At 63.0% G+C, this 26,957-nt stretch carries 14 protein-coding genes and 1 pseudogene; 7 read left to right on the top strand and 8 right to left on the bottom strand.

Features of this window, described 5'->3' with window-relative positions:
* Positions 1-6 precede the first annotated feature (6 nt).
* The 4 genes from ACFQDI_RS20375 to ACFQDI_RS20360 all read right to left on the bottom strand — a co-directional run bounded on the left by ACFQDI_RS20375 (position 7) and on the right by ACFQDI_RS20360 (position 5,483).
* Positions 7-1,572 (bottom strand): exosortase/archaeosortase family protein, encoded by a 1,566-nt coding sequence (locus tag ACFQDI_RS20375; RefSeq protein WP_377170318.1) that lies wholly within the window; start codon positions 1,570-1,572, stop codon positions 7-9.
* Positions 1,573-1,597: 25 nt separating this feature from the next.
* Positions 1,598-2,500, bottom strand: a complete 903-nt coding sequence (locus ACFQDI_RS20370; protein WP_377170316.1) for a PGAP-CTERM sorting domain-containing protein — start codon at positions 2,498-2,500, stop codon at positions 1,598-1,600.
* Between the two features lie 293 nt (positions 2,501-2,793).
* The gene (locus ACFQDI_RS20365) at positions 2,794-4,221 is read right to left on the bottom strand and encodes a ParA family protein (protein ID WP_377170314.1); all 1,428 of its coding nucleotides are present in this window, start codon (positions 4,219-4,221) and stop codon (positions 2,794-2,796) included.
* 431 nt (positions 4,222-4,652) lie between these two features.
* Complete coding sequence (locus tag ACFQDI_RS20360) at positions 4,653-5,483, bottom strand: Npun_F0296 family exosortase-dependent surface protein (RefSeq protein WP_377170311.1); 831 nt, start codon at positions 5,481-5,483, stop codon at positions 4,653-4,655.
* Positions 5,484-5,668: 185 nt separating this feature from the next.
* Between ACFQDI_RS20360 and ACFQDI_RS20355 the strand changes: the two genes are divergently transcribed.
* The 4 genes from ACFQDI_RS20355 to ACFQDI_RS20340 all read left to right on the top strand — a co-directional run bounded on the left by ACFQDI_RS20355 (position 5,669) and on the right by ACFQDI_RS20340 (position 9,312).
* The gene (locus ACFQDI_RS20355; RefSeq protein WP_377170309.1) at positions 5,669-6,520 is read left to right on the top strand and encodes a hypothetical protein; all 852 of its coding nucleotides are present in this window, start codon (positions 5,669-5,671) and stop codon (positions 6,518-6,520) included.
* 223 nt (positions 6,521-6,743) lie between these two features.
* Positions 6,744-7,505, top strand: coding sequence for a hypothetical protein (locus tag ACFQDI_RS20350; protein WP_377170306.1), 762 nt, complete (start codon positions 6,744-6,746; stop codon positions 7,503-7,505).
* Positions 7,502-8,638 (top strand): hypothetical protein, encoded by a 1,137-nt coding sequence (locus ACFQDI_RS20345; protein WP_377170304.1) that lies wholly within the window; start codon positions 7,502-7,504, stop codon positions 8,636-8,638. Before ACFQDI_RS20350 ends, ACFQDI_RS20345 begins: the two co-directional genes overlap by 4 nt.
* Before the next feature lie 2 nt (positions 8,639-8,640).
* Positions 8,641-9,312 (top strand): hypothetical protein, encoded by a 672-nt coding sequence (locus ACFQDI_RS20340; RefSeq protein WP_377170302.1) that lies wholly within the window; start codon positions 8,641-8,643, stop codon positions 9,310-9,312.
* Positions 9,313-9,604: 292 nt separating this feature from the next.
* On the opposite strand, the gene ACFQDI_RS20335 is transcribed toward ACFQDI_RS20340, so the two are convergent.
* Complete coding sequence (locus tag ACFQDI_RS20335) at positions 9,605-10,210, bottom strand: alpha/beta fold hydrolase (RefSeq protein ID WP_377170300.1); 606 nt, start codon at positions 10,208-10,210, stop codon at positions 9,605-9,607.
* 255 nt (positions 10,211-10,465) lie between these two features.
* Between ACFQDI_RS20335 and ACFQDI_RS20330 the strand changes: the two are divergent.
* Positions 10,466-10,747 (top strand): annotated as a pseudogene (locus ACFQDI_RS20330) (RyR domain-containing protein); the annotation flags it as partial.
* A 1,796-nt stretch (positions 10,748-12,543) separates the two neighbouring features.
* On the opposite strand, the gene ACFQDI_RS20325 reads toward ACFQDI_RS20330, so the two are convergent.
* A complete protein-coding gene (locus ACFQDI_RS20325) occupies positions 12,544-15,279 on the bottom strand; it encodes a TIR domain-containing protein (protein ID WP_377170297.1) in 2,736 nt (911 codons plus the stop codon).
* Between the two features lie 75 nt (positions 15,280-15,354).
* Positions 15,355-19,368 (bottom strand): toll/interleukin-1 receptor domain-containing protein, encoded by a 4,014-nt coding sequence (locus tag ACFQDI_RS20320; protein WP_377170295.1) that lies wholly within the window; start codon positions 19,366-19,368, stop codon positions 15,355-15,357.
* 323 nt (positions 19,369-19,691) lie between these two features.
* Between ACFQDI_RS20320 and ACFQDI_RS20315 the strand changes: the two genes are divergently transcribed.
* Positions 19,692-21,167, top strand: a complete 1,476-nt coding sequence (locus ACFQDI_RS20315; protein WP_377170293.1) for a type II secretion system protein GspG — start codon at positions 19,692-19,694, stop codon at positions 21,165-21,167.
* Positions 21,168-21,227: 60 nt separating this feature from the next.
* On the opposite strand, the gene ACFQDI_RS20310 is transcribed toward ACFQDI_RS20315, so the two are convergent.
* Positions 21,228-23,990 carry a toll/interleukin-1 receptor domain-containing protein gene (locus ACFQDI_RS20310; protein ID WP_377170291.1) on the bottom strand — a complete coding sequence of 921 codons (2,763 nt, stop codon included), beginning with the start codon at positions 23,988-23,990 and terminating at the stop codon, positions 21,228-21,230.
* A gap of 206 nt (positions 23,991-24,196) precedes the next feature.
* On the opposite strand from ACFQDI_RS20310, the gene ACFQDI_RS20305 reads away from it, so the two are divergent.
* The gene (locus tag ACFQDI_RS20305) at positions 24,197-26,788 is read left to right on the top strand and encodes a S8 family serine peptidase (RefSeq protein ID WP_377170289.1); all 2,592 of its coding nucleotides are present in this window, start codon (positions 24,197-24,199) and stop codon (positions 26,786-26,788) included.
* The last annotated feature ends 169 nt before the right edge of the window (positions 26,789-26,957 follow it).

Genomic DNA, 26,957 nt, shown 5'->3' with positions numbered 1-26,957 from the left:
CCCTTTTCACTCTCCCCGCACCACCGCCACCCGCGCCGCGTCGCTGCTCTTCACCTCCGCATCAAACTCCCGCGACAGGCCCTCGCACGCCGCGTTGAAATCCGCCGCGCTCCGGGCCTTGCAGGGGCAGACAAAGATCAGGTGTACGCCCGGATCGCGCCAGGGGTAGAAGGTGCTGCGCACGTAGGCCGCGTAGCTGCCCAGCATCTGGCCCTCCTGCATGAAAAATTCGCGAAACCAGTTCTTCCCGTCCGTCATCACCTGCGGGCAGTCCGCCACCTCCTGCAGCTCCACGCCGCGATATTTCAGGCACACCGCCAGCGTGTGGTGGCGGTCGCGGCTGGCAGAGCTGTAGCACGCCAGCCCGATCTCCTCCGGCTGGCCGCGCAGCCGCACCTCGTAGCAGTGGGGCGAAAGGCACCGGGACACCACACCCGCAGGCGGCTCCCACGACACCCGGCCCAGCGCCAGCACCGTGGACGCCAGAAACGGCAGCGTCAGGCACGCAAAAAATGCCCCCTGCGCCACCCACCCCCAGCGCCCCCAGTTTACCGGCGGCGCAGGTGCAGCAGCTTCCGCAGGCACATGGGCCTCAGCGCCACCCGCAGCCTGCTCAGAGCGCCCATCATAGGTCGTATGGGCCGTATAGGACCTATTCTCTTCACCCAGCGCCTTCTCCTCAGCCTGCGCACCCTCCCCACCCGCCGCCTTCTCCTCAAAATACCACGCCCAGGCCAGCCCTGCGGCTGCCACCGCCCAGGACCACGGCTGCATCACCAGCACCGACTGTGTGCAGGCCACGCAGGCCAGGCCCGGCACGCTCATGGCCCACTCCCGCCGCACCATCAGCGGGCACAGCAGCAGCCACGGCAGCCAGAAAGACTCCATCCCCACCAGCGCGATGCACGCCCCCGCCGCCACCCACGCGGCCAGCAGCCCTGCACCTGCGCGGCTCAGCGTCTCCGCCACGCGGCACTGCGCCAGGCCCGCCACCGCCGCCAGCGTCAGCAGCAGCGCATTCGGCGTGCCCGCCAGCGGCGCCAGCAGCGCCACCACCGCCGCCGCATGCAGCGTCTCCATCAGCCGCGACCCCAGCCGCCGCGCGTCACGCGGCATGATCAGCGTCACAAACGGCACCAGCCAGATGAACCCGATGAAGTAATGCGTCTGCGGGCTCTCCACACCAGGATATGCCAGCGTGCGGTATCCCAGCAGCGTCAGCACCCGCAGCACATTGGCCACCGCCGCCGCCGGCACCATGCCCGCCAGGCACAGCCAGAAGCGCCACGCCCGCGTCTCCTTGCGGTTCACCCACACCGCCAGCGCCAGCAAAATGAGCAGCAGGTTTATCCCCGCGCAGTCCCGCGTCCACGGCACCAGCAGCCTGCCCACTCGCAGCTCCTCGCCGCCGTCCGCCGCCGCGATGCCCAGCCAGTGCAGCACCGCCAGCACCAGAGGCCGGGTGAAATCCACCACCACATCCCGCGACTGCGCCAGGTGCACCGCACCCGCCACCACCGCCGCGGCAAAGGCCGTGCGCACACTTGAAGCTGAAAGTCGGAAATTCATCATGGCAGCGGGCAGGAGCACTTCCTTCTTACTTCTTCCGCTTGCCCCGCATCTGGCGCAGCGCGACCACACCGCCAAAGGCCGCCAGCAGCGTCACCGGCGGAGCCGGCGCACCCGGCGCAGCACCCACTGCGGACAGGCCCGAGGTTGCACCGGAGCCAGCCCCCGCGCCGGTGCCTGACTGATAGCCCAGGCCCGCCGCGGCTGCCATCTGCCCGGCGTACTCCTCCGCCTTCGTGGCAGCCAGCTTCAGCTCGTAGGCACGCCGGGCCGCATCCTCAGCCTTCGCGGACGCCACCTTGACGGCGTCCTCAGCCCTGGAGACCGCCGCCTTGGCGTCGTCCGCCGCCTTCGTCGCCGCGCCCCGGGCGTCCTCGGCCTTCTTCGCATTGTCCGCAGCCTGACCAGCGGCGATCTTCGCCTCATCGGCCTTCTTGGCGTCATCTGCAGCCAGGGCTGCCGCCTCCTTGGCCTCGGTGGCCTTCTTGGCGTCATTTGGGGACTTCTCTGCCGCGGCCCTGGCTTCTTCGGCCTTCTTGGCGTCATCCGCAGCTCTCGACGCAGTTTCCTTGGCGATGTCCGCCGCCTTTGCAGCCGCCTGCTTGGCATCATCCGCAGCTTTTGTGGCGGAGATCCGGTTCTCCTCGGCCTTCCTGGCATCATCCGCCGCCTTTGCAGCCGCCGCCTTGGAGTCATCCACAGCCTTCATCGCCGCGACCCGGCTCTCCTCGCCCTTCTGCGCCTCATCCTCAGCCTTGGCTGCCTCAGCCTTCGCCTCCTCAGCCTTCTTCACCTCTTCAGCCTTTTGCTTGTCATCCGACTCCTTGGACTGCACAGCAGCCTCGGCGGAGTTTTTTAGTGAGGCATTGTCATCCGCGAAGGATGGCAGGCTTGTGGCGATTAGAATGACAGACAGCAGTGTGGGTTTCATAAGGCCTCGATCATCGCTTCAGTAGGCGTTTTGGAAAACCCCCACAGATGCAGGGGGTGCGACGGCGGGTGGCATCGAGCCATTGCCCCCCTTATCAGACGGCCACAGTCTGTATATTGGCAGAGCCTGCAGGGGACATGCAGTCACCCGTGAACATAGCAGTGCCAAGCTAAAAGGGCAGCCTGCGCCGTTTTGTGCTCAGCATGCGCTGCTCGCCTGTTTGAGAGCCGGCCTGCGGAGCCTGTTACCCGCTTGGCCATGTCCGTGCCCCTGCACGCCGACAAAATGGACTTTCACTTGGGGGGGGCTGGGCGGGCAGCCTGTTGCGCGCGCGGCACATAAGCCTGTGGCGGACTGATTTTGTTCGCTATCTCGCAGATCGTTTTCCAGAGTGGTGTCTGGCTTACAGCTCCAAGTTTATAGTCGCCCATCACATTTCTGATGGCATCATCAGACTCAATGGCCTTCACAAAAGTGGGCCGTATCAGGGACGAATTTTCTGATGGCTCGTCACTCGAGCCATCAAAAAACTGTTCGAGTTTTTGGGCGGCCTCCTGCTGCCATTCAGCAACATTGTTGACAATGAGACTTGTGGTCTGAGGCCTGACCGCGGGTTTCCCATTCAGAGGGGGTCTCATTGCATAGGCCAGGAGATCAAACGTACCGTCAAAGCTGCCCGGCTCTGGGGTCATGGTTACAATCAGATCAGTGGCAGCCTGAATGGCGCCGACCATGAACAGATCGTGGGCTCCATGACAGTCCACGATTACTGTAGCGACCGGCTGCACTGCGGTTAACTCAAGCGCAAGTCGTTTGATAAACTGCTCCACTTCCATTTCGTTCGCAGTGAACACCCTGGAGCTGAGAAACATGTCTGGCACGGCTATGCTCGGCATAAACCAGGCGTGTTCACGAAAAATCGCCAGCTGATTTTTACGAACTTCGTCACGCGCTGGTGGATCTTGCTCCATATCATCCGAAGCCACCGCAAATAGTTTTAGCTCAGGCCTGCTGGGAGGCTTTTTTTCGGACTCAGTTTCGGCAGGGTCTTGTGACAGAATAAAGTGCTCAAGCTGTTTCAATACAGTGGTGGTCCCTTTGTGTTCCGGCGACTTGAGCCGGTGTCCGAAGAGAGAAGTGAGGCCTCTGTTTGGCATGTCAAAATCCAGCAGCACTGTGTGCCCCTTGGCGGAAAAATACTCCAGCAAGCCGAGCGCGATGGATGATTTGCCAACGCCTCCTTTGCCGCTGGCCAGGACAATGATTTTTACCGGAGCCTTGCCGGGGGGCAGCAAAGGTGCCGGATGTTTTTCCAGATACTTTTCCCGCCTTTTTTCCAGATACTCATTTAGCTTGGTAAAATCCGGAGGTTCCTTGGCATGGACCAGCTGCTCTGCCAAAGTTATGAGCAGGCGGTCCACTAGCGTCTTGCGTTTGGCATCACGCTGCGATTTTTTTAACCGAGTTCTTTTGTTATCCAACATCACCCTGAACCATCCGTTGCCAAGAGCTCCGGCAAAAATCCCAAAAATCGCAGCGGCGGCGGTGATTATGCTGGTAATGCTTGTCCCCTGTTGTGCTGATTCTGGCGGGTTTGTCCCGGCTTGTCCTGCGGCAGACTCTTTTGAAAGCGAAGCCGGAGGTGCCGCTTGTTGGCAATAGGCTGTCGATCCAAGGATTATGATGACAAAAAGAGTGAGACAAATTTTTAGCAGGTGCATAACGAAAAACAATCCAGGTTTTACAAGTCACTCTCCTGCATGTCAGCATGTCAATTTTAAAATAAGTCAAAAAAGCTAAGTGCATGAATTAAATTGAATGTGCTAAATTATCATCATGGACATTTGCTGCTGGTTTCGACCTTCCATGGCAGCCATTGCAACGACAGCCGGCTCCATGGCTCGTTTTCAAACGGGTTTTAATCACTACACGCGTGCGTCTGGTCACGATAGGCTTCTCAGATTTCAGATTTGGAGAAAGGGGCAGAGCCTGCAAGTCGAGAGGCTGCGCGTGAAAGCCCCCTCATCACTCGCCCCGCAGCTCCACCCATCGTCCCGGCTTCGCCCATCATGGTAGCCCCTGACACAACGTGGCAGGCACCCGGAGGCACCTGCCACGCAAAGTCACGCCGCATTTCGCAGCCCTCTGCCACTCACGCCGTGCGGCGCTTTGCCCGCACCTGGCGCAGCGCCAGCACCCCGGCAAAAGCCGCCAGCAGCGTCACCGGCGGCGCAGGCGCGCCGGGAGCCGCGCCCACCGGGCTCTGTCCCAGGCTCCAGGGCGTCCCCGCCAGCGACTCCTTCGTCGCCTTCGTCGTCGTCGTCCCGCTCACCAGCGCCACCGGCACGCCCGGCAGCGCCCCGTCCACCAGCGGGTTCCACGCCGTCACACGCGTCGTGTAGTTGTCAGACTCAAAGCCCGAGGAGTTGTTGTTCGAGAGCACGATCTTGTCCCACGCCGTCTTCGGATCGCCAAAAAAATTGATGAACGCAAACGGCTCGCCCGCATCCAGAGAGCGGTCTTTGGGATTGCCAAAATACGTGTCCGGCAGCAGGCCCAGCAGGCTCGCCGTCGTAAAGGAGCCCACCAGCTGCGAGCCCTGGTAAAAGTCCAGCTTGTTGTATGGGTCCCCCGCAGACCACCACATGCCAAAGTAGGACGAGCTCTTCTCCAGCGTCAGCGTGCTGCTCAGCACCCCCGTGCCCGCGCCCTGCAGCGAGTACTTGGTGCCGTTGGGGTTTGCCGCGTCCGCCGCGCCGCCGTACACATCCGCACCCTTCACATACAGCTGGTTGAAGCTGCCCACACCACTCCAGGACACATTTTTGTTCACCCCCGTCTTCAGCTGGTCAAACGTGAACACATTCGTGTTGGCCAGCGAGGAGAGGTTCAAGTTTGGATCTTCCGCGTAGGTGACGATGAGCTCCGCCCCCGCAGGCAGCGCCGTGGTGAGAAGCATGATGGAAAGCAAAGTAGATTTCATGAGGCCACCATCCTTGCCCTCCGCATCCCCACTCGAAAACCCCCACAGATGCAGGGGGGCAAAGCAGGGTACGGGAGCCGCCCCTCACACCCCAGCACCCAGCATCCAGCCCCCACTTTTCCCTACCCAAAAACCCGCAGCCACGTTACACTCCGCCCGTGGTACAAACCCACCGCCACAGCCCCATGCCGCACGCAGCGCCCACCGTCGCCTCCAGGGGGGCATGGCAGCGTCATCACCGCGCCCACCTCGCGCTGGTCATGCTCATCGCACTCCTGCTCGGCCACGCCTGCGTCCGCGCCTCAGAGCCCCTCAGCTTTCCCACCCTCACCACCACCCGCGGCGTCACGTACAAGGACGTCAAAGTCACCCGCTTTGACGCCCTCGAGCTCCGCTTCACCCATGCCGCCGGCGCCGCCACCGTCCCCCTCTCAGAGCTCCAGCCCGAGCTCCGCGAGCTCTTCGGCTACGACCCCAAAAACGAATCCCTCCTCCTCAAGGAGCGCCAGCGCCAGCGCACCCAGGACATCATCACCCAGGCCGACCAAAAAGCCCAGGCCGCCGCCCTCCGCGAAAAGGAGGAGGCAGACGCCCAGGAGCTCCAGCGCATCCGCAGCGCCCCCCTGCGCTGCTACATCCGCAGCGTCCGCCGCAGCGAAGACGCCCTGCTCGTCGACGTCCTCCCCACCGACAAGCTCCCCGTCCGGCTCACCTCCAGGCGCGGCAAATACGAGCGCTACAAGCTCACCCCGCAGGGCAAGCCCGAGCTCGTCGAGCAGCCCGTCCCGGATCAGACCTTCACCCTCGGCCCCACCCTGCGCCTCCTGCCCGCCAGCCTCCCCGTGAGTGCAGACACCATCGTCACCGTCTATCTCATCGCCACCGGCATCGGCCCGGAGCCCCTCTGCGCCCTCAGCCCCGAAGGCGCCCTGGAATACCGCAAAAAAATCGAAGCCGCCCGCAAGTCCGAGCCCCCCGCCACGCCGCAAACAACGCCACCACCTTCCGCACCACCGCCCGCCCCCGGTCAGCCTTGAGGCTGGTTGACTGCAAAGTAGCTTCGTTGCGCCGCAACGGGGACACAGTCTGAGTCTTCATCGCAAAGTAGAATGGCACATGGTCGTTCTTTTCCGAATTGGCTGGCGTCTTCACATCGACATGCTTGCATATGGTGAATGACTTAAATTAGATCAATATTGAAAGAAAAAAGCTCGCTCTCCTGATAAACAGTCATCGCTTTCCCCGGTTACAATTACAGCCATGATCGTCCCCTCACATTTGAATCAATGGGCAGATGCGATGAAGACGTCCCCTGAGACTTCGCAAATTCTTCAGAATCTTCAAGACGAGGCGTGCATAGATCCAGCAACTGAAGAGGAGTTTTGGCGACGAGTTGAAAGTGCAGGGACTCCAACCGACTCCTCTGCTGCTTGGAAAGCTGCACGAAATTCCATCTGGCAGTCTCCCAGCCTCAATCGAAAGAGAAATCTGGTGGCTGCTGGTCATTTTGACAGATTGGTGCGTTTCACTCTCCCTACGAAACTGCCAGACATGTTCCCAGCTTTGGATCTCGCCTCTACCGGGCTGACACGAGCCGCTTTGGACTCCGCCACCAGCACTCAGATTCAGGAGCTTCTCGATGAGGCTGCCACGAGTGCCTCGGTTGATTTTCAACTTTTAGTCTGGGTGACAGAGCAGTCTCCAGCGTTGGATGCGGTCAGGGCCACGGCTTCAGATTTGATGGATCGATTAGGGCTGAAAGCTCATTACGCACAAATCACGGGAGGTGGCTGCTGCGTGGAAATTCAATACGATCGATCGTCACTTCCTTCTACGGTGTCGCTGCATGTGCCCAGCGCCTTGGATGGCATTGACAATGACCAGTTTCGGCCCCGAAATCCTTGCAGCGTGGCCTTTGGTGCTACGGAGCCTTTGACCTCAGGTTCAGGTCCGGGATTTCCGGAAGCCGTTCATGAGAGTTGCAGCGTAATGAATTTTGACGTTAAACTGCTGAGTCCATGACACATCCTTCCGATACACTTCGTTCCGTGGTGGCTGCCAAGCCAGCTGAGGAGCTAAACATCTGGGTGCAGCAGCGCCTTGATGGAGAGGATGGCATGCCGCTTCTCTACCAAGGCAAGGAGATTGAGCGTCCCCACGAGGCAGTGGCGGCCGTTTTCGGCCTGAATCAGGATGTTCTCACACCAGCGAAAAGAAACGGTGTGATCGAAGCTTTGAAAAATGTGCGTCGCGCTATCCAGGAGGAGTGGGTGGAAGGTATCGTCATCCCTCAACACACGGAAAAAGCGAAATATTGGGCGGAGATCATCAGCGCAGTAAAACCAGAAGAGTTGCGTAAAGATGCCCGAATGCTCTTGGAGGCATGTCTAATGGCCCCTGTTCTGGCGCATTCTGCGTTGCCAGAAATTGCTGCGGCCGCTACCGGTTATTCTGAAACAGGCGAACCTGACCTTGTGCTGTGGAACAAACTCCTTGGAAAAGCTCAGACCGCTGCGCTGGCATTTCGTCGGCTGCTGGAGATTGAATCTTTCACGACAATGTCCAGGCATTGGCTTGAGCTGCTAAAAAGAAGGCTGCAAGACAAGTGGCCCACCAACATTCGTTTGCTCACAGCCGCTCTGCTCTCCAAGGAGCCATCGAATACGGCGGCCATTGAACAGTTGGCAACTCTGGTCATTCAAGCAGGGCTTGGTAAGCAGGCTGTCAAAGAGTTGGAGCTTTCCAAAAATGAAAGCGTCAAGGATTTGGTGCTTAATCTTGAAGCTATTTTAAATTGCAAGGTTTTGGTTTATGATGAGGATCTGCAATTGATGCAGGGGATGATGTTTATTGCAGATTGGTGGTGTAGTCATGCATATTATCAGCCCGCAGTACCTTCGGAGGATTCTATCTCTACCATAATTAGACCTGAGCGGCGTCAAACTAGAAAAATGACGAGAGATGACAAAGTTTACAATAACCTGTCTGGCCATACCCATCACTACGAAAACAGTGGGATTATGTTACATTCGCGTGAGGCATATCGTGCCACTGCATTGAATGACATTAAACTTCCAATCAATCCACCATCAAGGCGGCGACCTGGCGCACAATTTGATGTGTTAAATCAGCGGTCCAAAATGGTTAATTTTTAATAATGAGCGCTATTTCACCGGAAGTTCGCAAGGAAGTCTTTAAGGTTCTTGGTATCAAGGATGAGCAACAGCTTCAGCTGGTTGCTCAGGTGGCTAAAGACGCTGCTGTCACGAGCGAGGAGATCCTCGGTAAAGTGCCTTCTCAGATGCTCATTATTGCGCACCTTGTCGAGGCATCAAATTACATGGTTTTGATGAAACGAGAGATTCCTCTCCCTCTGAGTGATGAGCTTATCGAAGCTATTCATCAAATCTACAGGGATGAAATCGGTTCATTGACCTCGCTGCCCGCTTTTTACGAGGCTCGTAAAAATTTGAGGCAGTTGATCGAGGCTGATGGAAAAAATGACAGTGATGCTGTTGTCTCAGTAGGGGAGGTGTCATTCACTCCATTCTTGATGGGAAAAAAGCCGCCGTATCTTCCGGTGGTCAAAGTAACCATTAATAATGACCAAAACCGTGCCTTGTGGTCCGATATGCTCCACTGGCCTGATATGATGTTTGTTTCCCGTGCGCTTCTCGAGCAAGTTTCAGAGCATGTGAAGGATTCCCAGGAATTGCAGGAAAAAGGAATGCTTGTTCAAATGGATCAGGCACGTATCAAAGGCACATTGGACAAGTTTAGGTCTATTGTGGACAGACTTGAAAAGACGCTGCTAAAACCTGAAATGTAAAAAGCCGGTACGGGTGCTGCCGTACCACGAGCATCATAATATCTACAGCCGCTGTAAAGCGATCTGCTATCGCTTCGGAAAGTAGAAACCTGGGGTGGATTTGAGGTGCCAGGACTTCGTGCGGCGAAGCTCTGGAGGAGGGGGGCATCCTGGTCCCTCAGCTCCGCAAAGTCCGCCCTTTTTTAGGATCCGCACGCTTCATCCCAAAGGGCGGCCCTGTTTCCAACTGCATATGGTATAACATCCGCATCCTCGGGCACAGCCGCAGGGAGAACGGATGTCTTGCTTGACCCTACCCCAGAAACCCCACCACCTCCCGCGCCACCCACTCCGCATGCGTCTGCGCCAGGTCATGCCCGGCCTCCGGCATCACACAGAGCCGCGCATCGGGCAGCAGGTCGCGCAGGCGCTCGCCCACGGCCACGGGGCTGATCTCATCGCGCCCGCCCCACAGCAGCAGCGTCGGCACCTGAAGCGTGCGGATTTTCTCCGACAAATCCTCCACCGGCTCCGCGATCCATGACGCCGCCTGCGGGAAGGCCGCGAAGTACTCCGGCCGCCAGTCCGCCCCGCCCAGACCCGCCACCGGCACCCCGCCGGAGGTCACCGCCAGCACCAGACGCCGCACACGGTCCGGCGCCGCCAGCGCCACCTTCAGCGCCACCACACCGCCCATCGACTGCGCCACCAGATCCACCGGCGGCGCGTTCATCCGCTCCAGCACACGCTGCACCAGATCATCCATCCCACGCACCCCCGGCTCCGCAGGCTCGGCGCCCAGACCCGGCCACGCAAAGAACACCCCCTCCAGCCGCGCCAGCTCCGCCACCGGCCTCCAGAAAGCCGCACTGCCACCCGCACCCGGAAGAAAAAAAGTCTGTGCCCCGCCGCTCATCATTCCCCATATCCTAAGCAGGCTGCCGCGCCCCCGCAAACACCACTGCAAAAGAAGCCACCCAGCGCACTTCGTTTCAGCCTGCGGGCCACAGGTCCGGGGCACCTCCACACCCGCCTGCACAAAGCAGGCAGGGCAGGGGAGCCGCCTACGTACGCACCCCCAATCCCAGCCGAGATTGTAAGAATCCCGCTTGCCAATCGCGGCCCCGCTCGCTCATTCTGCCCTGCGCCGTTCGCATGGAAGCCCCCCGCACGCATGTCCGCCAGCCCCTACACACCCGCCCCCCTCGACACCGCCAATGTCGTGCTCACAGACCAGCTCACGGGGCTCAATGAGCAGCTCGCGAAAAACATCCATGAAATCTGGGCCCAGGAGCGCATCGCCCAGGGCTGGACGTACGGCCCCCAGCGCGACGACGCCAAAAAGGAGCACCCCTGCCTCGTCCCCTACGAGCAGCTCCCCGACTCCGAAAAGGAGTTCGACCGCCACACCGCCGTCGGCACCCTCAAGACCATCCTGAAGCTCGGCCACCGCATCGAGCCCGGAGACGGCCAGTTCACCATCGAAGGCACCCAGGCCCTCGCCGCCTGGGACGACTACCTCAGCCAGTGCGCCACCGACGCCCGCAGCGGCGGCCCCCGCTCCTGGACCTTTGACATGGACGACCAGCCCGAGATCGACTGGCTCGAAAAGCACCCTCCCCAGATCCAGCGCGCCCGGGCCGCCCTCCAGGAGTTTCAGGCCACCGTCTTCCCCGCCTGGCAGAAAGAAGACGCCGCCGCCCTCAAAAAGCAAAAGTGGCACCGCCGCACCGCCGCCATCGCCATCTGGCCCGGCATCGCCGGCATCGTCTTCGCCATCATCCAGCTCACCTACCGCAGCGACACCATGCTGCTCGGCCTCATGGAGACCTTCTCCGTCACCGTCGCCGCGCTCGCCGTCCTCGGCGGCTTCTACTTCCATCTCCACCACGGCTGGCTCGCCCACCGCCAGTGCGCCGAGCGCCTCCGCATCCTCAAATTCACCGCCCTCTCCTGGCCCGAGCTCTGGTCAGACTTCCCCGCCTGGCAGAGCCGCCTCGCAGCCGAAGTCCGCGCCCTCACCACCATCGACACCAAGTCCGCCCACCACTGGGCCCAGGAAAAAGAGACCCTCCACCCCGAGCTCCCCGGAGCCGTCACCTGTGCCGTCCCCCCCCCGGACCTCCAGGCCATCTCCATCTACTACCGCATCAAGCGCCTCGAATTCCAGCGCCACTACTTCGAGCACCAGTCCAGCAAAGCCCACAGCCGTTCCTGGATCGTGGACTTCAAAGTCGGCCTCTGGATCTTCGCCCTCAGCGTCGTCATCGTCCTCATTCACGGCATGCACACCGTCTGGCACGCGCTGTTTCACGGCATCCTCAGCGGCAGCGCCGGCCATGGCGGGCACGCCATGGAGGCCGCCCACACCGCCGCCGGCGGCACCGTCTTGGATGTCGCCCATGCCACCAGCACCGCGCCCGCCGCCAATACCCTCACCCTCGAGATCCTCGGCATCGCCCTCGCCGCCGTGCTCCCCGTCATTGGTTTCGGTTTCCGCGCCTGGCTCGCCGCCTTTGAGGCCCCGCGCAGCCGCAATCTCTTCCGCGCCAAAGCCCTCGCCATCGGCGACTACATCACCCGCGGCAAAGCCGGCGCCTTCAGCGTGAACCAGACCCTCGCCCACATCGCCTACAGCGAGCACTTCTTCAACAACGAGCACCGCGAATGGTGTCGCCTCCAGATGGAAGCCGAGTGGTTTGTGTGAGGCCCCACGTGCCACACCAACTCTTCCGCGATGCCGGATGGCAGATGGCAGATGGTAGATGGTAGATGGTAGATGGTAGATGGTAGATGGTAGATGGTAGATGGTAGGTCCGCCCCGCAAGCTCGCCTCCCCATATGGACTGCGGTCGCGGAGCGAAGAATGAGCGCAGCTACCGCTTTGGCCGTGCTCGGTGACTCCGCCTACCAGCACACACCCGAGTGCGGCAGCCAGTGGCACCCTCGCCAGCCCCAGCTCCCACGCCCGCTGTGAACCCCTCGAAAGCGGTAGCTCAGATTCAGGCTTGCGCCGTGCATCTGCGCGATACGCTCACCCTACGGGCAGCCTGCGGCTGTCTATCTTCGCTGCGCTTCGGTTCCAAAAGCACCCCGCAAGCACGCCCCCATTTGGACTGCGGTCGCGAAGGGAGGAACGACCGCAGCTACCGCTTTGGTCGTGCTCGGTGACTCACGCCCACCCACCCACACCCGAGTGCGGCCCCCCGGGTCCCTCGCCGCTCCTGCACACAGCCCCCATCACCACGCCCATCACTTCCCCCGCAGCCGCTCAAACAGCCCCCGCACCACCTCCGGCTGCTGCGCCACCGCCTGAAACTCCCGCGACTCCGTCAGCCGCAGGCCGGCCAGGTTCTCCGCGATCTCCGCCAGCACCGCAAACTCCTCCGCTTGCGCGTGGTGGCGCAGCATCCCGTCCGCCGTCGCGTTCACATCATCCATGTACAGCCGCCCCTCATACGGCTGGTCATCGCCCCCGTCGTCCGCGTACATCCGGCGGTCCGTCATCGGCACCCCCGTCGCGGTGTCCCATACCATGAGATAGCTCAGCATGGCATTCGGTGGCTCCCAGTGCTGGCTCCGCGTCAGCAGCCGCTTGCCGGACGCAGACAGCAGCATCGACTCCACCGCATCCGGCTGCCCGCCCTGCGCAAAGAACAGCTTCTCATCCATCAGCGCGCTCAGCGGCGCCCCCGTGCTGGCTGAAAGCACCCGGTAGCTGAAGTCCGCAAAGCCCACCGTCAGCGCCTTCTCGTCCGGCCCCGGCGTGATGTCCGCGATCTCTTTGCCCACGTCCACCGGCGGCGCACTGCCCCGCAGCGTCAGCAGGCTGCCCGCCCCCTTGGCCAGCAGGCGGCTCTTGTAGGAGGCGTCCACCCCGTAGCACGCCACGCTCTTGTCCGCATGCGTCACACGCACACTCAGCGGCACCGGCTGCACCCGCGGACTCGAAAACACCCCCATCTGCTCCTCCATAATCCCATCCGGAATGGTGAACTGCACCTTCGCCCCCTTCTTTGCCGCGATCACGCTCTCCTCCGGCTTCGACTCCCCCGCCTCATACTCAGGCACCTCCGGCATCTTCAGCCCCAGGTCCAGGTTGGGGATCTTCACCAGACGCATCTGCCTGCCGCCCTCCACCACCACCTCCACCGCGCCATCCGCATCCACATACACCGCCTCCACCTTTCCCCCCGCGTTCAGAGTGCCCGCCTGCACGCCGCGCGCGCCGTCTCCGGCCCGCGTCAGATTGATCCGCCCGTCCTCGGAGCCGGACACCAGCAGCTCCGCATCCCCGTCCTTGTACTCCCCATCTTTCACCAGCGTCGCCGCCCACACCGCGTAGTGGTGCGGCACCAGCGCCTCCTTGTAGGAGGTGGCCTCGCCCTCGGCGGAAACCGTCAGATCCATCCAGTACACATCCCCGCGGGAGCTCCCCGCCAGCAGCGCCCCGTTCTTCTCATCCCCGCGCGCCCGGCTCCGCGTGAAGGACACATGCGTAAAGCTCGCGCTCTGCACATGGGAGCCCTCCCCCGTGGCCTCCAGCGTGTCCCCCACCTGCTTGCCAGACGGCACATGAAACACCTGCAGAAACTCCGGCTCCCGCCAGCGCTGCACACACACCGCCACGTACAGGCCGTCCGGAGAAAAGTCGATGCGGGAGACGTGCTCGCTCCGGGTCATCGCCTCAAACTTCGGCTCGATCCACGGCGTCAGCGCCTTCCCCTTCGCATCCCACACCCGGAAATAGCAGGGCGATCCCATGGACGTGTCCTCATCCCCCCACACCGCCGCCGTCATGCCCTCCGGCCCCGCCGCCGTCATCAGCACCTTCATCTCCACCCCCTCCAGCGGCGGACCCTTGATACCAGAAGCTGGCACCTCCGCAGGCTCCGCCACCGCAGGCCGTTTCCTGTCAGACGGCACCAGCACCCACAGCGGCCGCTGCTGGATGAAGGTCAGGATGCGGTCCGCGCAGTTTTGGTTCCCATACTCCCGCGCGCCCCGCGCCAGGTAGGCCAGCGCCTCCCCCGTCGTCTCATGATTCGTCAGCCGGTTCGTCCCCTCATAAAACGAGTAAATCCCCAGCGTGTCAGACAGCTCATGCGCCTTTGCCGTCGCCCGGCCCCGCATCTCCCACGCGATCCATCCCGCGCCCGCCGCCAGCACCGCCAGCACCCCAAACACCACCGCCGCCGTCATGATGATCTTCTGCCGCCGCTTCGCCTTCGCCAGTTGGAAGGCCTTGTCCCGCTGCGTCAGCTCCCCCAGCGGCAGGCCAAGAGCGCCCGCGATCACCTTGAGCTTCGCCAGTTCCAGCCGCTCCCCAAACTCCTGCACCGCATCATTGATCTGCCGCGCCGTCAGCTTCCCCTCCTTCACCAGCTGCTCACGGTAAGCCGCCGCCGTCGTCCAGCCCTGCACGCAGTGCCCGCCCGGCCGCACATCCGCCGCTATCGGCTCCGTCCGCGCATTCCAGTCGATCTTCCGCGCATCCCCGTCCACCGGCACGCCAAACCGCAGCGGATAAGGAAAGCACTCCGCCTCCGCGCCAAAGCTCGCCACCTTCCCCGGATCATCACTCGCGTTCGGCTCCCCGTCCAGCATCAGCGCCAGCATGCGGTCACTCTTGCCCAGCTCTTTGAAATACCGGATCTCATCCTCCACAAAGCGCGACTGCACCGCCCGTGGCGAGCACAGCACCACCAGCAGCCCGCTGTTCTCCAGCGCCCGCCGGATGTTCGTGCTCAGATCCGCATCCGCTGGCAGCTCCGCCTCATCCCGAAACACCGGGTAGAGCGACGCCGGAACTGGATCGCCCCGCAGACTCGTTTTCCCGATCAAGTCGGGCGGAACCTCATAGCTCTCCAGCGCCTCATGCAGCCAGTTCGCCCACTTGCGCCCCATCTCCAGATTGTCCGCATGCCGGTAGGAAATGAAGACCGCGTACTGTCGCGGGGAAGTGGTGGAAGCAGGGTTCGAGTTCATCTCAGCCATCCCCGCCTTTCAACCGCCCCACCTCAATTTTCAACGTCACAGTTAAAGGAAAAGAGCAGGGGCGAATCAGGGCTTGCCTGGGGGGTTGGGCGTCGGAACCGGCGGAACTGGCAGCAGTGCAGGCTTGCCGGACCGCCCGAGCGGCATGGGCTCCACCAGGGGAACGGGCACAAACGAATCGCCCTCCTTCACTTTCACCTTTTCGAGCGCTCGCGGTTTGCTTTGGGCAGGGGGAGACATCGTTTCAGCTTTCTTCGGCAGCGTCTCCGCACCCACCGGAATGAGCGAAACGGAAGCCCTGCTCTTCGCCAGCGCCTGCTTGGAGAGATCTGCGTAGCCGAGTTTCTTCAGCATCTCAGACGCACGCCGGCACGTCGGCTCGTCCGGCGGCAGATGCCTCACGGAAAACTCCACCGCCGCACGCCGAATGCTGTCCTGCGCTTTGCTGCCGCCTTCATAGACGACGAGTCCGGGAGCCATCGCGATGAAGGCCAGCGGATGCCGTGGCTGGATTTCGTCAATCAAGAGCACGTTTCGCTGGATTGGGCTGGAGATGATCTCGTCAAACATCTCGTCCAGCCTCCGCGCATCCCCGGGGCGCACCGTCCGCTCCGCGTGGGAGGAGAGATGCCAGCGCGCCAGCTGAGCCAGTCTGGAGGAGTCCATTCCGATCGCGGAGAGCACCTCCGCACGCAGCTTCGCCCAGGATGGCTGTGTCAGCACCTCCATGGCCCCGTCCGGGGTAAATTCCCTGCTGGCCATGCATTCGAGAAAGGACGGCCACCACGGCGGCAGCACTTCTGGCATCTGCGGCATGTCCCACACAGTACCAGTTCCATTGGCGTGAACAATGATCAGCCGCGAGCCATCCTTGCTGAAAGCCATGCTCGCGGGGTTTAGGCCGGTCCTTCCGAAACTACCCACCTGCAACCCCGTGGCGGCATCCCACAGCCGCACACTGCGGTCAAACCCCAGCGTCACGATGAACTTTCCTTCCTCGGAGAAAAGGGCCTGGATCAGCACCAGATGATCAGCCCGCAGAGTGGACACCACAGATTTGCTCGCAAGGTCCATCACCTGCACTGATTTCGCATGAGCAATCAGCAGCCGTGAACCGTCTGTGCTGAATTCGGCGAGGGTCTCCGCGTCCTCGGATTTGAATTCCGCCGCCAGCTCTCCCCTTTGCATATCCCAAACGCTCACCACACCATCATCCGTCACCGTCAGCAGCTGCCGGTGCTCGCGGTCAAACTCCAGCTGAGTGATCTCCCCCCCCGTGCTGTCCAGTGTCCACAGTGCCTTCCGCTTCACGGCGTCCCACACCGTGATGGAGTAATCAGGATTCGGATTCCGCTCACGGTGCGCAGTGGCAAAAACGGCTCCATCCCGGCTGAAGACCAGAAACCGCGCCGCCTGCATGGGGGTTTCCACAATCGCCGTGGGCGGTGATCCATCCACCCACACGTTGAGCAGTTCAGTCCTCATTTCACTGCTCCGCTCCCGGGCGACGAGGATGGACTTCCCGTCCGGTGCCCACGTCGCACGGTTGAGTGCGGTGCCCTCCAGCAGCATGCGCACAGGCTTGCAGGTGCCAGCATCCCAGAGTCGCAGCTTGTTGCGGCTGGAATAAGTCGCGAACTGTTTTCCATCAGGGCTCCAGTCCGCCCACAAAAAAAACTCGCTGTAGTCTTGCTCCCACAGGTCGGTTTCAAACAGGTTTACAAAGTGTCGGATCATCCCGGATGCTGTCTCCCAGAGGACCAGCGCGCCTTTTTCATGTACCGTGAGACCCATCGTTCCATCGTGATTGAGAGAGAAGTCCACACCGCCTCGCATCGATTCCGTCCGGTCCAGAGCCGAGCGTTCGCGGGCGTAAAAGTGGCAGCGTGTCGGCTCCCACAGCATTACCGAGCCATTGCCTCCCGCCGTGATGAAGTGCGAGCCATCGCGGCTGAATTTTGCGGCGAGAACCGGCGAACCATGCGCCTCGCAGGCTGTCTGTCTTTGCATCCCCCGTATGGAAAACGAGCCGTCGCTCAGCATGGCCCTGCCATCCGTGGAATGGCTCAGCACCACGCGGCCCAGGTCAGGAGAGGGAATCGCGTCCAGCACACGGTCGGTGTGCTGTGGAAGGGTCAGTTCAAGCTGGCCCTTTTCACCGTTCCAAATGCGCAGGGTGTTGTCTCCGCTGGCAGTAGCCACCGGATAGGTGGCGCCGCTGATGAGAAAGTGCGCTCTGTGAACAATGTCCTCATGGCCTGCCAGGGTCGAGATCAGCTTCCCGTCCTTGGCATTCCAGACCTTCGCCGTCCTGTCTCTGGAAGCTGTGACCATGCGTGCTCCATCCGCGCTGAACTCAATGCTGGTGATGGCGTTCTGCATGGTTGCCTCCCGCAGAAATTCCCCGTTCGCCGCATTCCAGTGTTTGATCGAGCCGTCTGCGTCACCCGTAACGATCGTCTTGCCATCCGGGCTGAAGACTACGTAGTACACGGCCGGTCCTCCGTTCAGCAGCATGCGGCCCTGCAAATTTGGGCGGATGAGATAGGGCAGCTCCAGGCCGGGCCCTTCGCCGGGCTGACCGCGGCGTGCCAGCTCGATCCCCTTTGACTGCCGGTTCAAAAACAAGATGGCGGTGCCATCCTTGGACGCGGTGGCGATGTGTTTTCCATCCGGACTGAAGCACACCTCGGTGATGTCCCCAAAGTGGGCCGAGAACTCCGTCGTGCTCCTGCCAGTGGCGATGTCCCACACCGCCACGATGTTCCTCGCGCCACAGGTCAGCAGCTCCCTCCCGTCAGGGGAGAGCACGGCTCTGCTCAGTTCCTCCTCTTCCACACGGAATTCAGCCAGCAGTTTGCCATCCGTGGCGCTCCACCTCCTCACCAGGCCTGCGCTGTCCACCGTCAGGATCTCCGTGTCGTGGTTGAAAAAGAACAGTGCTTTGATGAATCCACCGTCCGCCTGGATCGTCAGCGCCGGCTGCGCCACATGCCAGTCCTGCAGCGCCAGCATCGCCGTGGATATCGGCAGGATGAACTCCGGATCATACCGGTGGGCCCGTGCCAGATGGGCGAAGGCCTCGCTCTGCCGGTCTCTTTCCAGCAGCTTCACCGCCTCCACCCAGTCTGAGCGCGCCGCCTCCCGGAGCTGCGCCCGCACCTTCTCCGCCTGCTTCTGTGCCTCGGCCGCATTCTTGTTGGCTTTTTCCTCATTCGCCTGCGCCTGCGCGGCATTCTGGCTTGCCTTCTCCGCATTCGCGCGCGCCTCCGCCGCATTTTTGCTTGCCTTCTCCGCATTCGCCCGTGCCTCACTCGCATGCTTTTCAGACTCGACGCCCCGGGCCACGGCCAGGCCTTCCTGCTCCTTGGCAAGCAGGGCATTGCGCTGCGCCTCCGCGAGGTTGTCCACCGCCTCCTTGCCATTGATGTATGCCAGCACGCCCGCGCAGCAAGCCACCAGCGTGAGCACACCCACCACCTCCAGCCAGCGCCGCAGCACGCGGGATTGCCGCCGCGTTTCCCGCTGGATGTGGTCCCCCAGCGCCGTGCGCTCCAGCCGCAGCAGGTAAGAAATGAGTGAGACAAAGCCCTGCTCCCACGCATCCTGCTCCGCCGTGGTCGCATCAGGCACCATTGTCGGCAGATTGCGGTCTGTCAGCGTGCCCCCCAGCGCCCGCAGCGCCGGGCACAGCGCCGCATCAGCGCCGGTGCTCGTGACGTTTCCGCTGACGATGACCGGCACCACCACGCTGGCATCGCCCGCATGCGTCTCCAGAAAGTGCGCCACCTCCATGTCCACCGGGTCGGATGCCGCCGAGTTCGGCGAGCACAGCACAATCAGATAGCGCGACTCCTCCAGCGCATGGCGGATGTTGTTCCAGTAATGCTCGTCAGTGACTTCGAGATTGGTCTTGTCGCGATAGATCGGGCGGACGTAGCGCTCATGCGGCGGACGTCGGTCTTCCGGCACGAGTTTCACGGGAAAGCGGAACCACTCCAGACGGTTCTGCAGCCACGCAGCCACCTTGCTGTCCTTCCGGCTGTAGCTGATGAAGGCGAAGTATTTGTACGTCGTCATTTCGGTTGACAAAAAATTTGGGTGGGTTGCCGCTTCATCATCACACAGACCGCAGGCAGGTGGGACGGGGGGAGCGCGTGCACTCTCAGGGCGTGGGCGGTGGGTGTCCTCATCTCAGCCATCCCCGCCTTTCAACCGCCCCACCTCAATTTTCAACGTCACAGTTAAAGGAAAAGAGCAGGGGGGGAGGATCGTGAAAACCTTGGACAATTTCCTGCGGCGCAGATTAAAACGTCCTGCACCAACGTTTTGACGCCTCATCAGGCTGGCTGGCAGCCGTCTGCCAGCTGTCACAGCATGCCCTTAAACGGACTTCTCAAAATATGAACTCCCTCCCACCCGTCCCCGTCATGCTCCGCCGCTGTGGTCCGCTGCTGGATTCGGTCCGCTTTGCCGTCACCTTCCTCAAATGGAGCACCGCTCTCGCCGTCGTGGGCTTTGCCCTGCCCATCCTGCTGGCACGGCAGCAGATGGAGCCCTCCGATCTCCGAGACGCCAGCATCTTTGTTGCCGTACTGGTCATGCTGCAGCTCATGGGCTCCGCCTCCTACTGGCTCCTCATGAGCGAAAGCGGAGGCAAAAAAGACCTCTGCCTCTTCCTGCGTGCCTTTCGTTCAGACGCCTCCTCGGACCAGCTGCGTGCCTGGCTCAAAGCCGCCATGGGCCCCGACTGGCATCTCGGCGGCATACGCCCGCCCGCAGAGCGCACATCCCTGTGGGTCACACTCCTCAGCCCCCTCTTCACCGGCCTGAAGTACCTCGGCTCACGCCAGTTTGAGATGGTCGCCCCGGACCACAACTGGATGGCCCGCCTCCTCGCCTCCTTTGCCCAGACACGCATGGTCTTCATCGACATCCGTGACGTCACCCCCCATGTGCTCGATGAGATCCGCCTCGCCTGGCAGGTCTTCGGCCCGCAGCGCACCCTCTTCATCATTGACACCACCCGGAGCCCCGAAGCGTGGAAAGACACGCTGCACCAGCAGCTCGGGGCAGACCGCACCCAGTTCCGGCTGCTCATCTGGCAGGCAGATGCCGCCACCTTTGTCCCGCAGGTGCAGTTTCTCCTGGCCCAGATCCCCTCGGGCACAGCCTCGGTCACACCAGAGGCCCTCGCCTTTGTGCATGGCAAAGTGGGCCCTGAAAACTGGGATGTGCGCCCCATCGACCGCGCCTGGGTGCAGGCCCTGCTGCAGCAGCTCGTTCTCGCCGCAGGCGGCGGCCTGTTGTACCTCATCCATCCCTGGGCACGCATGCTCGGCTTTGGGCTGCTCGGCCTGGAGGCACTGCATCTTTACCGCGTCGCCTGGTGCCGCGCCCGCCGGCAGCGGCTCGATGCCCTCGCGGTCAATCCCGCAGGCCCGCCCTCTGCAAAGCGCCTCTGGGGCTCGCTCGCGCTCATGCTCACCATCCTCGCCTCCCCCATTCTGTTCATGATCGTCGCCACCATCATGATGGTCGCCTCCGCCGGTGAAAACATCGCCAGGGCCAGGATCACCAAGGCAGAGGCGGCCATGTCGCAGATCGGAATGGCGCTCACGATGTATCAGGCCAGGGGCGGGCAGCCCCCCACCACAGAGCAGGGGCTCGACGCCCTCTTGTTCAGACCCTCCTTCGCGCCCGTTCCGCGCTACTGGACTAAATTGCTCGAAGAGCTGCCCATGGACCCCTGGTCACACCCCTACCGCTACGAGTCCCCGGCCCGCCGCTCCACCACCGACCCCTACGACCTCTGGAGCACCGGCCCCGACGGCATCGACGGCACCGCCGACGACATCGGCAACTTCAACGCGCAGTAGCTCCCGGCAGCCAGCCTGCGCCGCACGCTCACGCATCCCGCACGGCAGGCGGCGCGGGCGTCAGCGCAGGCGGATCACCCGCAGGTCTGTCCCGTCCAGGGTCACCAGCAACCGCCGGCTTTTGTCCGCCCGGAGGTAGCACACCCAGGGGTCTTCATTCGCCTCCGTGGCTATCTCCGAGAGCACACCCCGGCCCGTGCGCGTGTCCCAGAAGTTCAGATTTCCCGCCGAGCCCAGCGAGATCAGCCGCCGGTCCTCATCCGCAAAGCACACGCCCGACACGTGAAAGTCAGACGCCTTCAGCTTGTGCAGCACCGCGCCGTCGCTCAGCCGGAAGATCCACAGCTCCCCAAACGCAAAGCCCGCCGCCAGCATCGTCGAGTCCTGGCTCACCGCCATGGAGAAGGCCATCCCCGGATTCCGCACCGTGGACGGCAGCGCCAGCTTCAGCACCGAGTGCTGCGACCGCCGCAAAACACGAATGTCCGCATAGTCCAGGTTCACCACCAGATGCTCACCGTCCGGACTCATCACCGCCCCGTGCGGCGGCGCACCCTCGATCTCCGCATACTCGCGGATCATCGCGCCGCTGGTCGCATCAAAAAACGCAGGATGCCCGCCCCGCGAAACACAGGAGGCAGTGCCCTCATCCGCCGAAAGACACAAAAAGCCGCTCCCGTCGATCACCCGCACCGGAGTGCGTCCCTCCGCGCCAAAACGAAACACCCCCGCCTTTGCCCCGTCGCACGCCGCCCAAAATCCCCCCGTGCCATTCCCGGCCTGCACCGCCTTCACCCCCGCGCACGGCACCGTCGTGCAGCGCCCGCTCATCACATCGCACACCGTCACCGTCCCGTGCTCGTCATCACACAGCACCGCACGCGCACCGTCCTGCGAGAGATCCAGCGAGCCCGTCTGCATGTCGCACGCATCCTTTGGCAGCGCGATGGCCTCATCGTTCCGCACCGCCTCCACCGGCCACATCAGCGCCAGGCCGTCATCTCCCCCCGTCAGCAGCCGCCGGCCATCGGGGGAAAACGCCACCGCATTGATCACGGTCTCATGCGTCCAGATCGTCCCCAGGCGCTCCCCGCCCGGCAGCTTCACCACCTCCACGCGGCCGCCGCCCTTGTCGTACCCAAACAAATCCCCCGCCTGGGAAAACGCCATCGCGTCGTTCGTCCGGGTTGTGGAAATGGTATTTTGCACCAGCACCTGGCCTTTATCCACATTCAGCAGCGCCAGTTTTCCCGGGCCCAGGCTGAAGGCGGCAAAGTCCCCCTTCGGACTCAGCGCCGAAACCCCGTAGGCCCCCGCCACCTCCAGGCTCCGCCCCCCGTCGGCGCCCGGGCCGTCCTGCACGAAAAACTTTCCCTCAGCCCCCTGCGCCGCCGCCACCACGACTCTGTCCGCCCCTGCCGCCAGCCATGCCCGGCCCGCCAGCGGCTTGCTCTTCAGCTTCAGCGCTGCGGATTCTTCCTCCACCATCACCAGCTCAGAAGCCTCCCCGCCACGCACCATCAGCCAGCGCCCACGCGCCCCGCCAAAGGAGAGCTCCCGCACCTTGAAGCCCGGGCGCCGCGAGACCACCGCCGCGTCCGCGCCATCCGCCGCAGCCACATGCACCTCATCCTCCGTGGCCCAGGCCAGGAGCCGGCCATCCGCGCTCAGCACCAGGCTCATCAGCCTCGTCTCCTCCGGCAGGTCCAGCGCGATCCGCCGCAGCACCCGGCGCGTCGCCACCTCATGCAGCACCACCGCCGCAGGCTTGGCCAAAGTCAGCACCCGGGCGCAGGCCGCATCCGCCGCAAAGCCCGGCCCCGCCTCCGCAGACAGCAGCGCAGCCTCCTTGTACCGGTTCTTTTTCGTCCACAGCAGCACACCATCGTCGCGGCTTTCGGTGATCACGTTCTCACACCCGGCATCCCCCGCCACCCTCTGGCACCACCACGCATGCTCCAGCCGCAGCTCCGTACGCGGCACCTGCCCGGCCACCCTACGCCATTCCGCAAACCGCAGCCCCTCCGGGCACGCATCCAGCTGGCTGCGCGCCCGCCCCGCCAGCCCCTGCAGCAGCGAGCTCCCAGCGGACGACACCAGCGTCTCAGACAGCAGCACCAGCGCCTTCTGCTCATTCGCCAGCGCCATGCTCCGCTGCTTCAGCGCCACCACCCCCGCACCCACCGCGCACACCGCCAGCACCCCCACCGCCACCAGCCAGCGGCGCAGCACCGCCGCCTGCCGCCGCGTCTCACGCTGGATGTGGTCCCCCACCGCCGTGCGCTCCAGCCGCAGCAGGTAGGCGATCAGCGACACAAAGCCATCCTCCCACGCCGCCTGCTCCGTGCCCGCCGCATCCGCCACCATCGTCGGCAGATTGCGGTCCGTCAGCGTGCCCCCCAGCGCCCGCAGCGCCGGGCACAGCGCCCCATCCGCGCCCGCGCTCATCACATTCCCGCTCACGATCACCGGCGCCAGCAGGCTCGTGTCCCCGCCATGCGTTTCCAAAAAATGCCTCACCTCCATGTCCACCGGCTCAGACCCCGCCGCATGCGGCGAGCACAGCACGATGAGGTAGCGCGACTCCTCCAGCGCCCACCGGATGTTTTTCCAGTAATGCTCATCCGTCACCTCCAGGTTCGTCTTGTCCCGGTAGATCGGCCGCACATAGCGCTCATGCGGCGGCCTCCGCTCCACCGGCACCAGCTTCACCGGAAAGCGAAACCACTCCAGCCGCTTCTGCAGCCACGCCGCCACCCGGCTGTCCCTCCGGCTGTAGCTGATGAAGGCAAAGTACTGGCAGCTCATCGTGTCGGCAGGCATTGATTGAAATGGGTTTGTCCGTTCACCGCACCTGTTTCCGCATTGTCCGCATGCCGGCAGGAAATGAAAACCGCGCACTGTCTCGCGCCGCGCTCCCCCTCATTCATTCTCGGGCTCATGCCCGCCATCAAGCAGGCGCTCTGCTTAAATGCAAGCCCGTCATTTAGGGCTGGTCACTTCATGCTCCCTATGCTCCACTCGCACCCATGGCTCCTTCTCCTTCTCTTGGCAAAGTCATCCTGAGCACCCTGGCCCTTTCAGTCAGCTGGATTCAACCGCTGCGCGCGCAGACTGGGGCAGGGGACCCCGCCGCACTCCTCACCGCCGTCGAAAAGGCAGACACCGACCGCGTCCGCCAGCTCCTCCTCAGCTCCGCCAAGCCGGACGTGCGCAATGCCAGCGGCGAGACGCCCCTCATGCTCGCCGCCAAGGCCGGCAGCTTTGAAATCTGCCGCGCCCTCCTCTGGGCCGGGGCCGATGCCAATCTCACCGACAAGTCCGGCAAAAAAGCGCGCGACCTTTTGAAGAAAGACGCCGCCGGATTCTCCGCCGTCAATCTCCTCCTGCGCTGCTATTCCTTCGTGCAGGAGCACCCCGAAGCCCCCGCAAAAATCACACGCCCCGGCCTCGTCATGATCAGCGACTGCTTCATCGATCACGACCACAAGGACATCAAGCCCCGCTACTGGACCAACACCGCCGAAGCCACCGGCAAGCCCGGCCTCGACGACGACCGCAACGGCTTCATCGACGACATCTACGGCTGGAACGCCGCCGCAGACGAGCCCCTCCGCGCCCCCCTCATGGCCAACATGGCAGACGGCTCCAGCGCCACCCTCCTGCGCAAATTCGTCACCCTCTACAATCGCAGCGAAGTCGAGTCCTACGACACCGGCAGCACCGAATGGAAAGGCCTGAAACTCGACGACCTCCGCAAAGGCTATGAGAACCCCCTCGTGCGCCAGCTCGGCCTCGACACCCTGATGGACGAAGGCGTGGACATCGACGACCTCACCTTCACCAACATGCTCGTCAGCGCCTCCCACGGCACCCACGTCGCAGGCATCGTCCTCAAAGCCAGCAACAGCACCGCCCAGGTCCACGGCATGATCCACGGCCGCTTTCAGACCCCCAAGGAAGCCGTCACAGACCTCATCGCCCTCGCGCACCGCCTCGCCCCCCGCACCGTCACCTACGAGCAGTTCGTCATGCAGCTCCGCAAGACCCTCCTCTCAGACGCCTTGAAGCACGGCGCACGCCGCAGCGCCTACCTCCGCAGCACCGGCGCCGGCGTCGCAAACCTCAGCTGGATGCAGTCGCGCAAATGGTTCACCGGCGTCGCCTCAGACATCAAGGACATCTACCAGGAGCACGGCATGGACCCCGACTCCATCGAAAACTACACCTGCCCCATCGGGCTCGACCTCTGCGGAGACCTCGGCCTGGAGCTCCTCGTCAATGCCGCCGCCGAGCTCGCCCTCATGATCCATCAAAACCCCGATGTCCTCTTCGTCCTCGCCGCCGGAAATGACAGCGAAGACAACGACGCCGGCTACCCGTCCCCCGCCTACCTCTCCCGCTTCTTCCCCAACGTCATCACCGTCGCCTCCGTGAGTGCAGAGAACAAGCTCTCCGACTTCTCCAATTACGGCACCGCCAGCGTCCAGGTCGCCGCCCCCGGAGAAAAAATCCTCTCCTTCCTCCTCGCAGACCAGGCCGGCTTCATGTCCGGCACCTCCATGGCCGCGCCCGCCGTCGCCGGGCTCGCCGCACGCATCCGCACCGAGCACCCGCAGCTCACCGCCGTGGATGTGCGCCTCATCCTCGAGCGCTCCGTCACCGCGCTCGAGTCCCTGCAGGAAGCGGTCGCCACCAGTGGCGTCGTCAATCCGCAGGCCGCACTCGCCCTCGCCGCGCAGTGGCAGCCCGGCTCCCGTGCCGACCTCACCCTCGCCGCCCTCACCCCGCCACGTCAGGCCGCCGAAGAAAAAAGCGACGAAGCCCCCCCGGAGCCCGAGACCCCCGACCACACCGACGACGAAGCCCTCACCACCACCCCCGCAGACAAAGGCGCGCGCATCAGCGCCATCGGCGGCTTCGCCACTCAGTGGCGCATCATTACCTCCACCGGCACCGGCTTCACCCAGCAGGCCGCCCACCCCGTCGGCAAGCTCCCGCTCGACTGGATCAAGCAGAAGTGGCAGGACGGCTGGGAGATCACCAGCCTCGGCGGCGAAAACGAAAAATGGCGCGTCGTCATGTCCGCCACCGGCCGCACAGCACGCGAGCAAAAGCTCCTCGGCCTCGACTTCGACCCCTCCTCCATCGACCAGCTCCGCAGCATCGGCTACCACATCACCAGCCACGCCGGCTTCAGCACCTCCTGGGTCTTCGTCCTCACCGCCGGCACCGGCTGGAAGGACCAGCGCTACCACCTCCCCGGCCCCTGGAATGAAGAGCGCAGCCGGTGGATCTCCCAAAACATGAAAGCCGGCTACCGCATCACCAGCCTCGCCGGAGACGAGTACAGCAAAGACCGCAGCCAGGACACCTGGTCCGTCATCATGACCCAGGGCACCGCGTATGGAGAGCAGGTCCTCACCGGCCCCGGCCCCTGGCCGCAGGAGTGGATCACCGAGCACGAAAAGAAAGGCTACCGCATCACCCACTGCACCGGGTACGACAGCCACTGGGTCGTCGTCATGACACAAAATACCAGCCTGGACAGGCAAACCCCCAGCCCCGGCACCGCCTGGGACGACGCCTGGGTGCAGGAGCAGTGGCGCGGGAAAAACTGAGAGCGCTCACGCCGCGCACGACCCGCGCCAGCAGCAAGCCGCTTCATAGCACGATCCAGTGGCATCTGGTCTAAAGCTTGCCATGCCGCCATTCGTTGCAATACGCCTTCGACGCCAAACACGGCCGACCTGCAGTCCAGACATCCAGGCTGCTCGTGCACAAGCCTGC

Origin of the sequence: Prosthecobacter fluviatilis (genome assembly GCF_042655725.1) — a bacterium.
GTDB lineage: Bacteria > Verrucomicrobiota > Verrucomicrobiia > Verrucomicrobiales > Verrucomicrobiaceae > Prosthecobacter > Prosthecobacter fluviatilis.
This window is presented reverse-complemented; position numbering and strand designations above follow the sequence as displayed.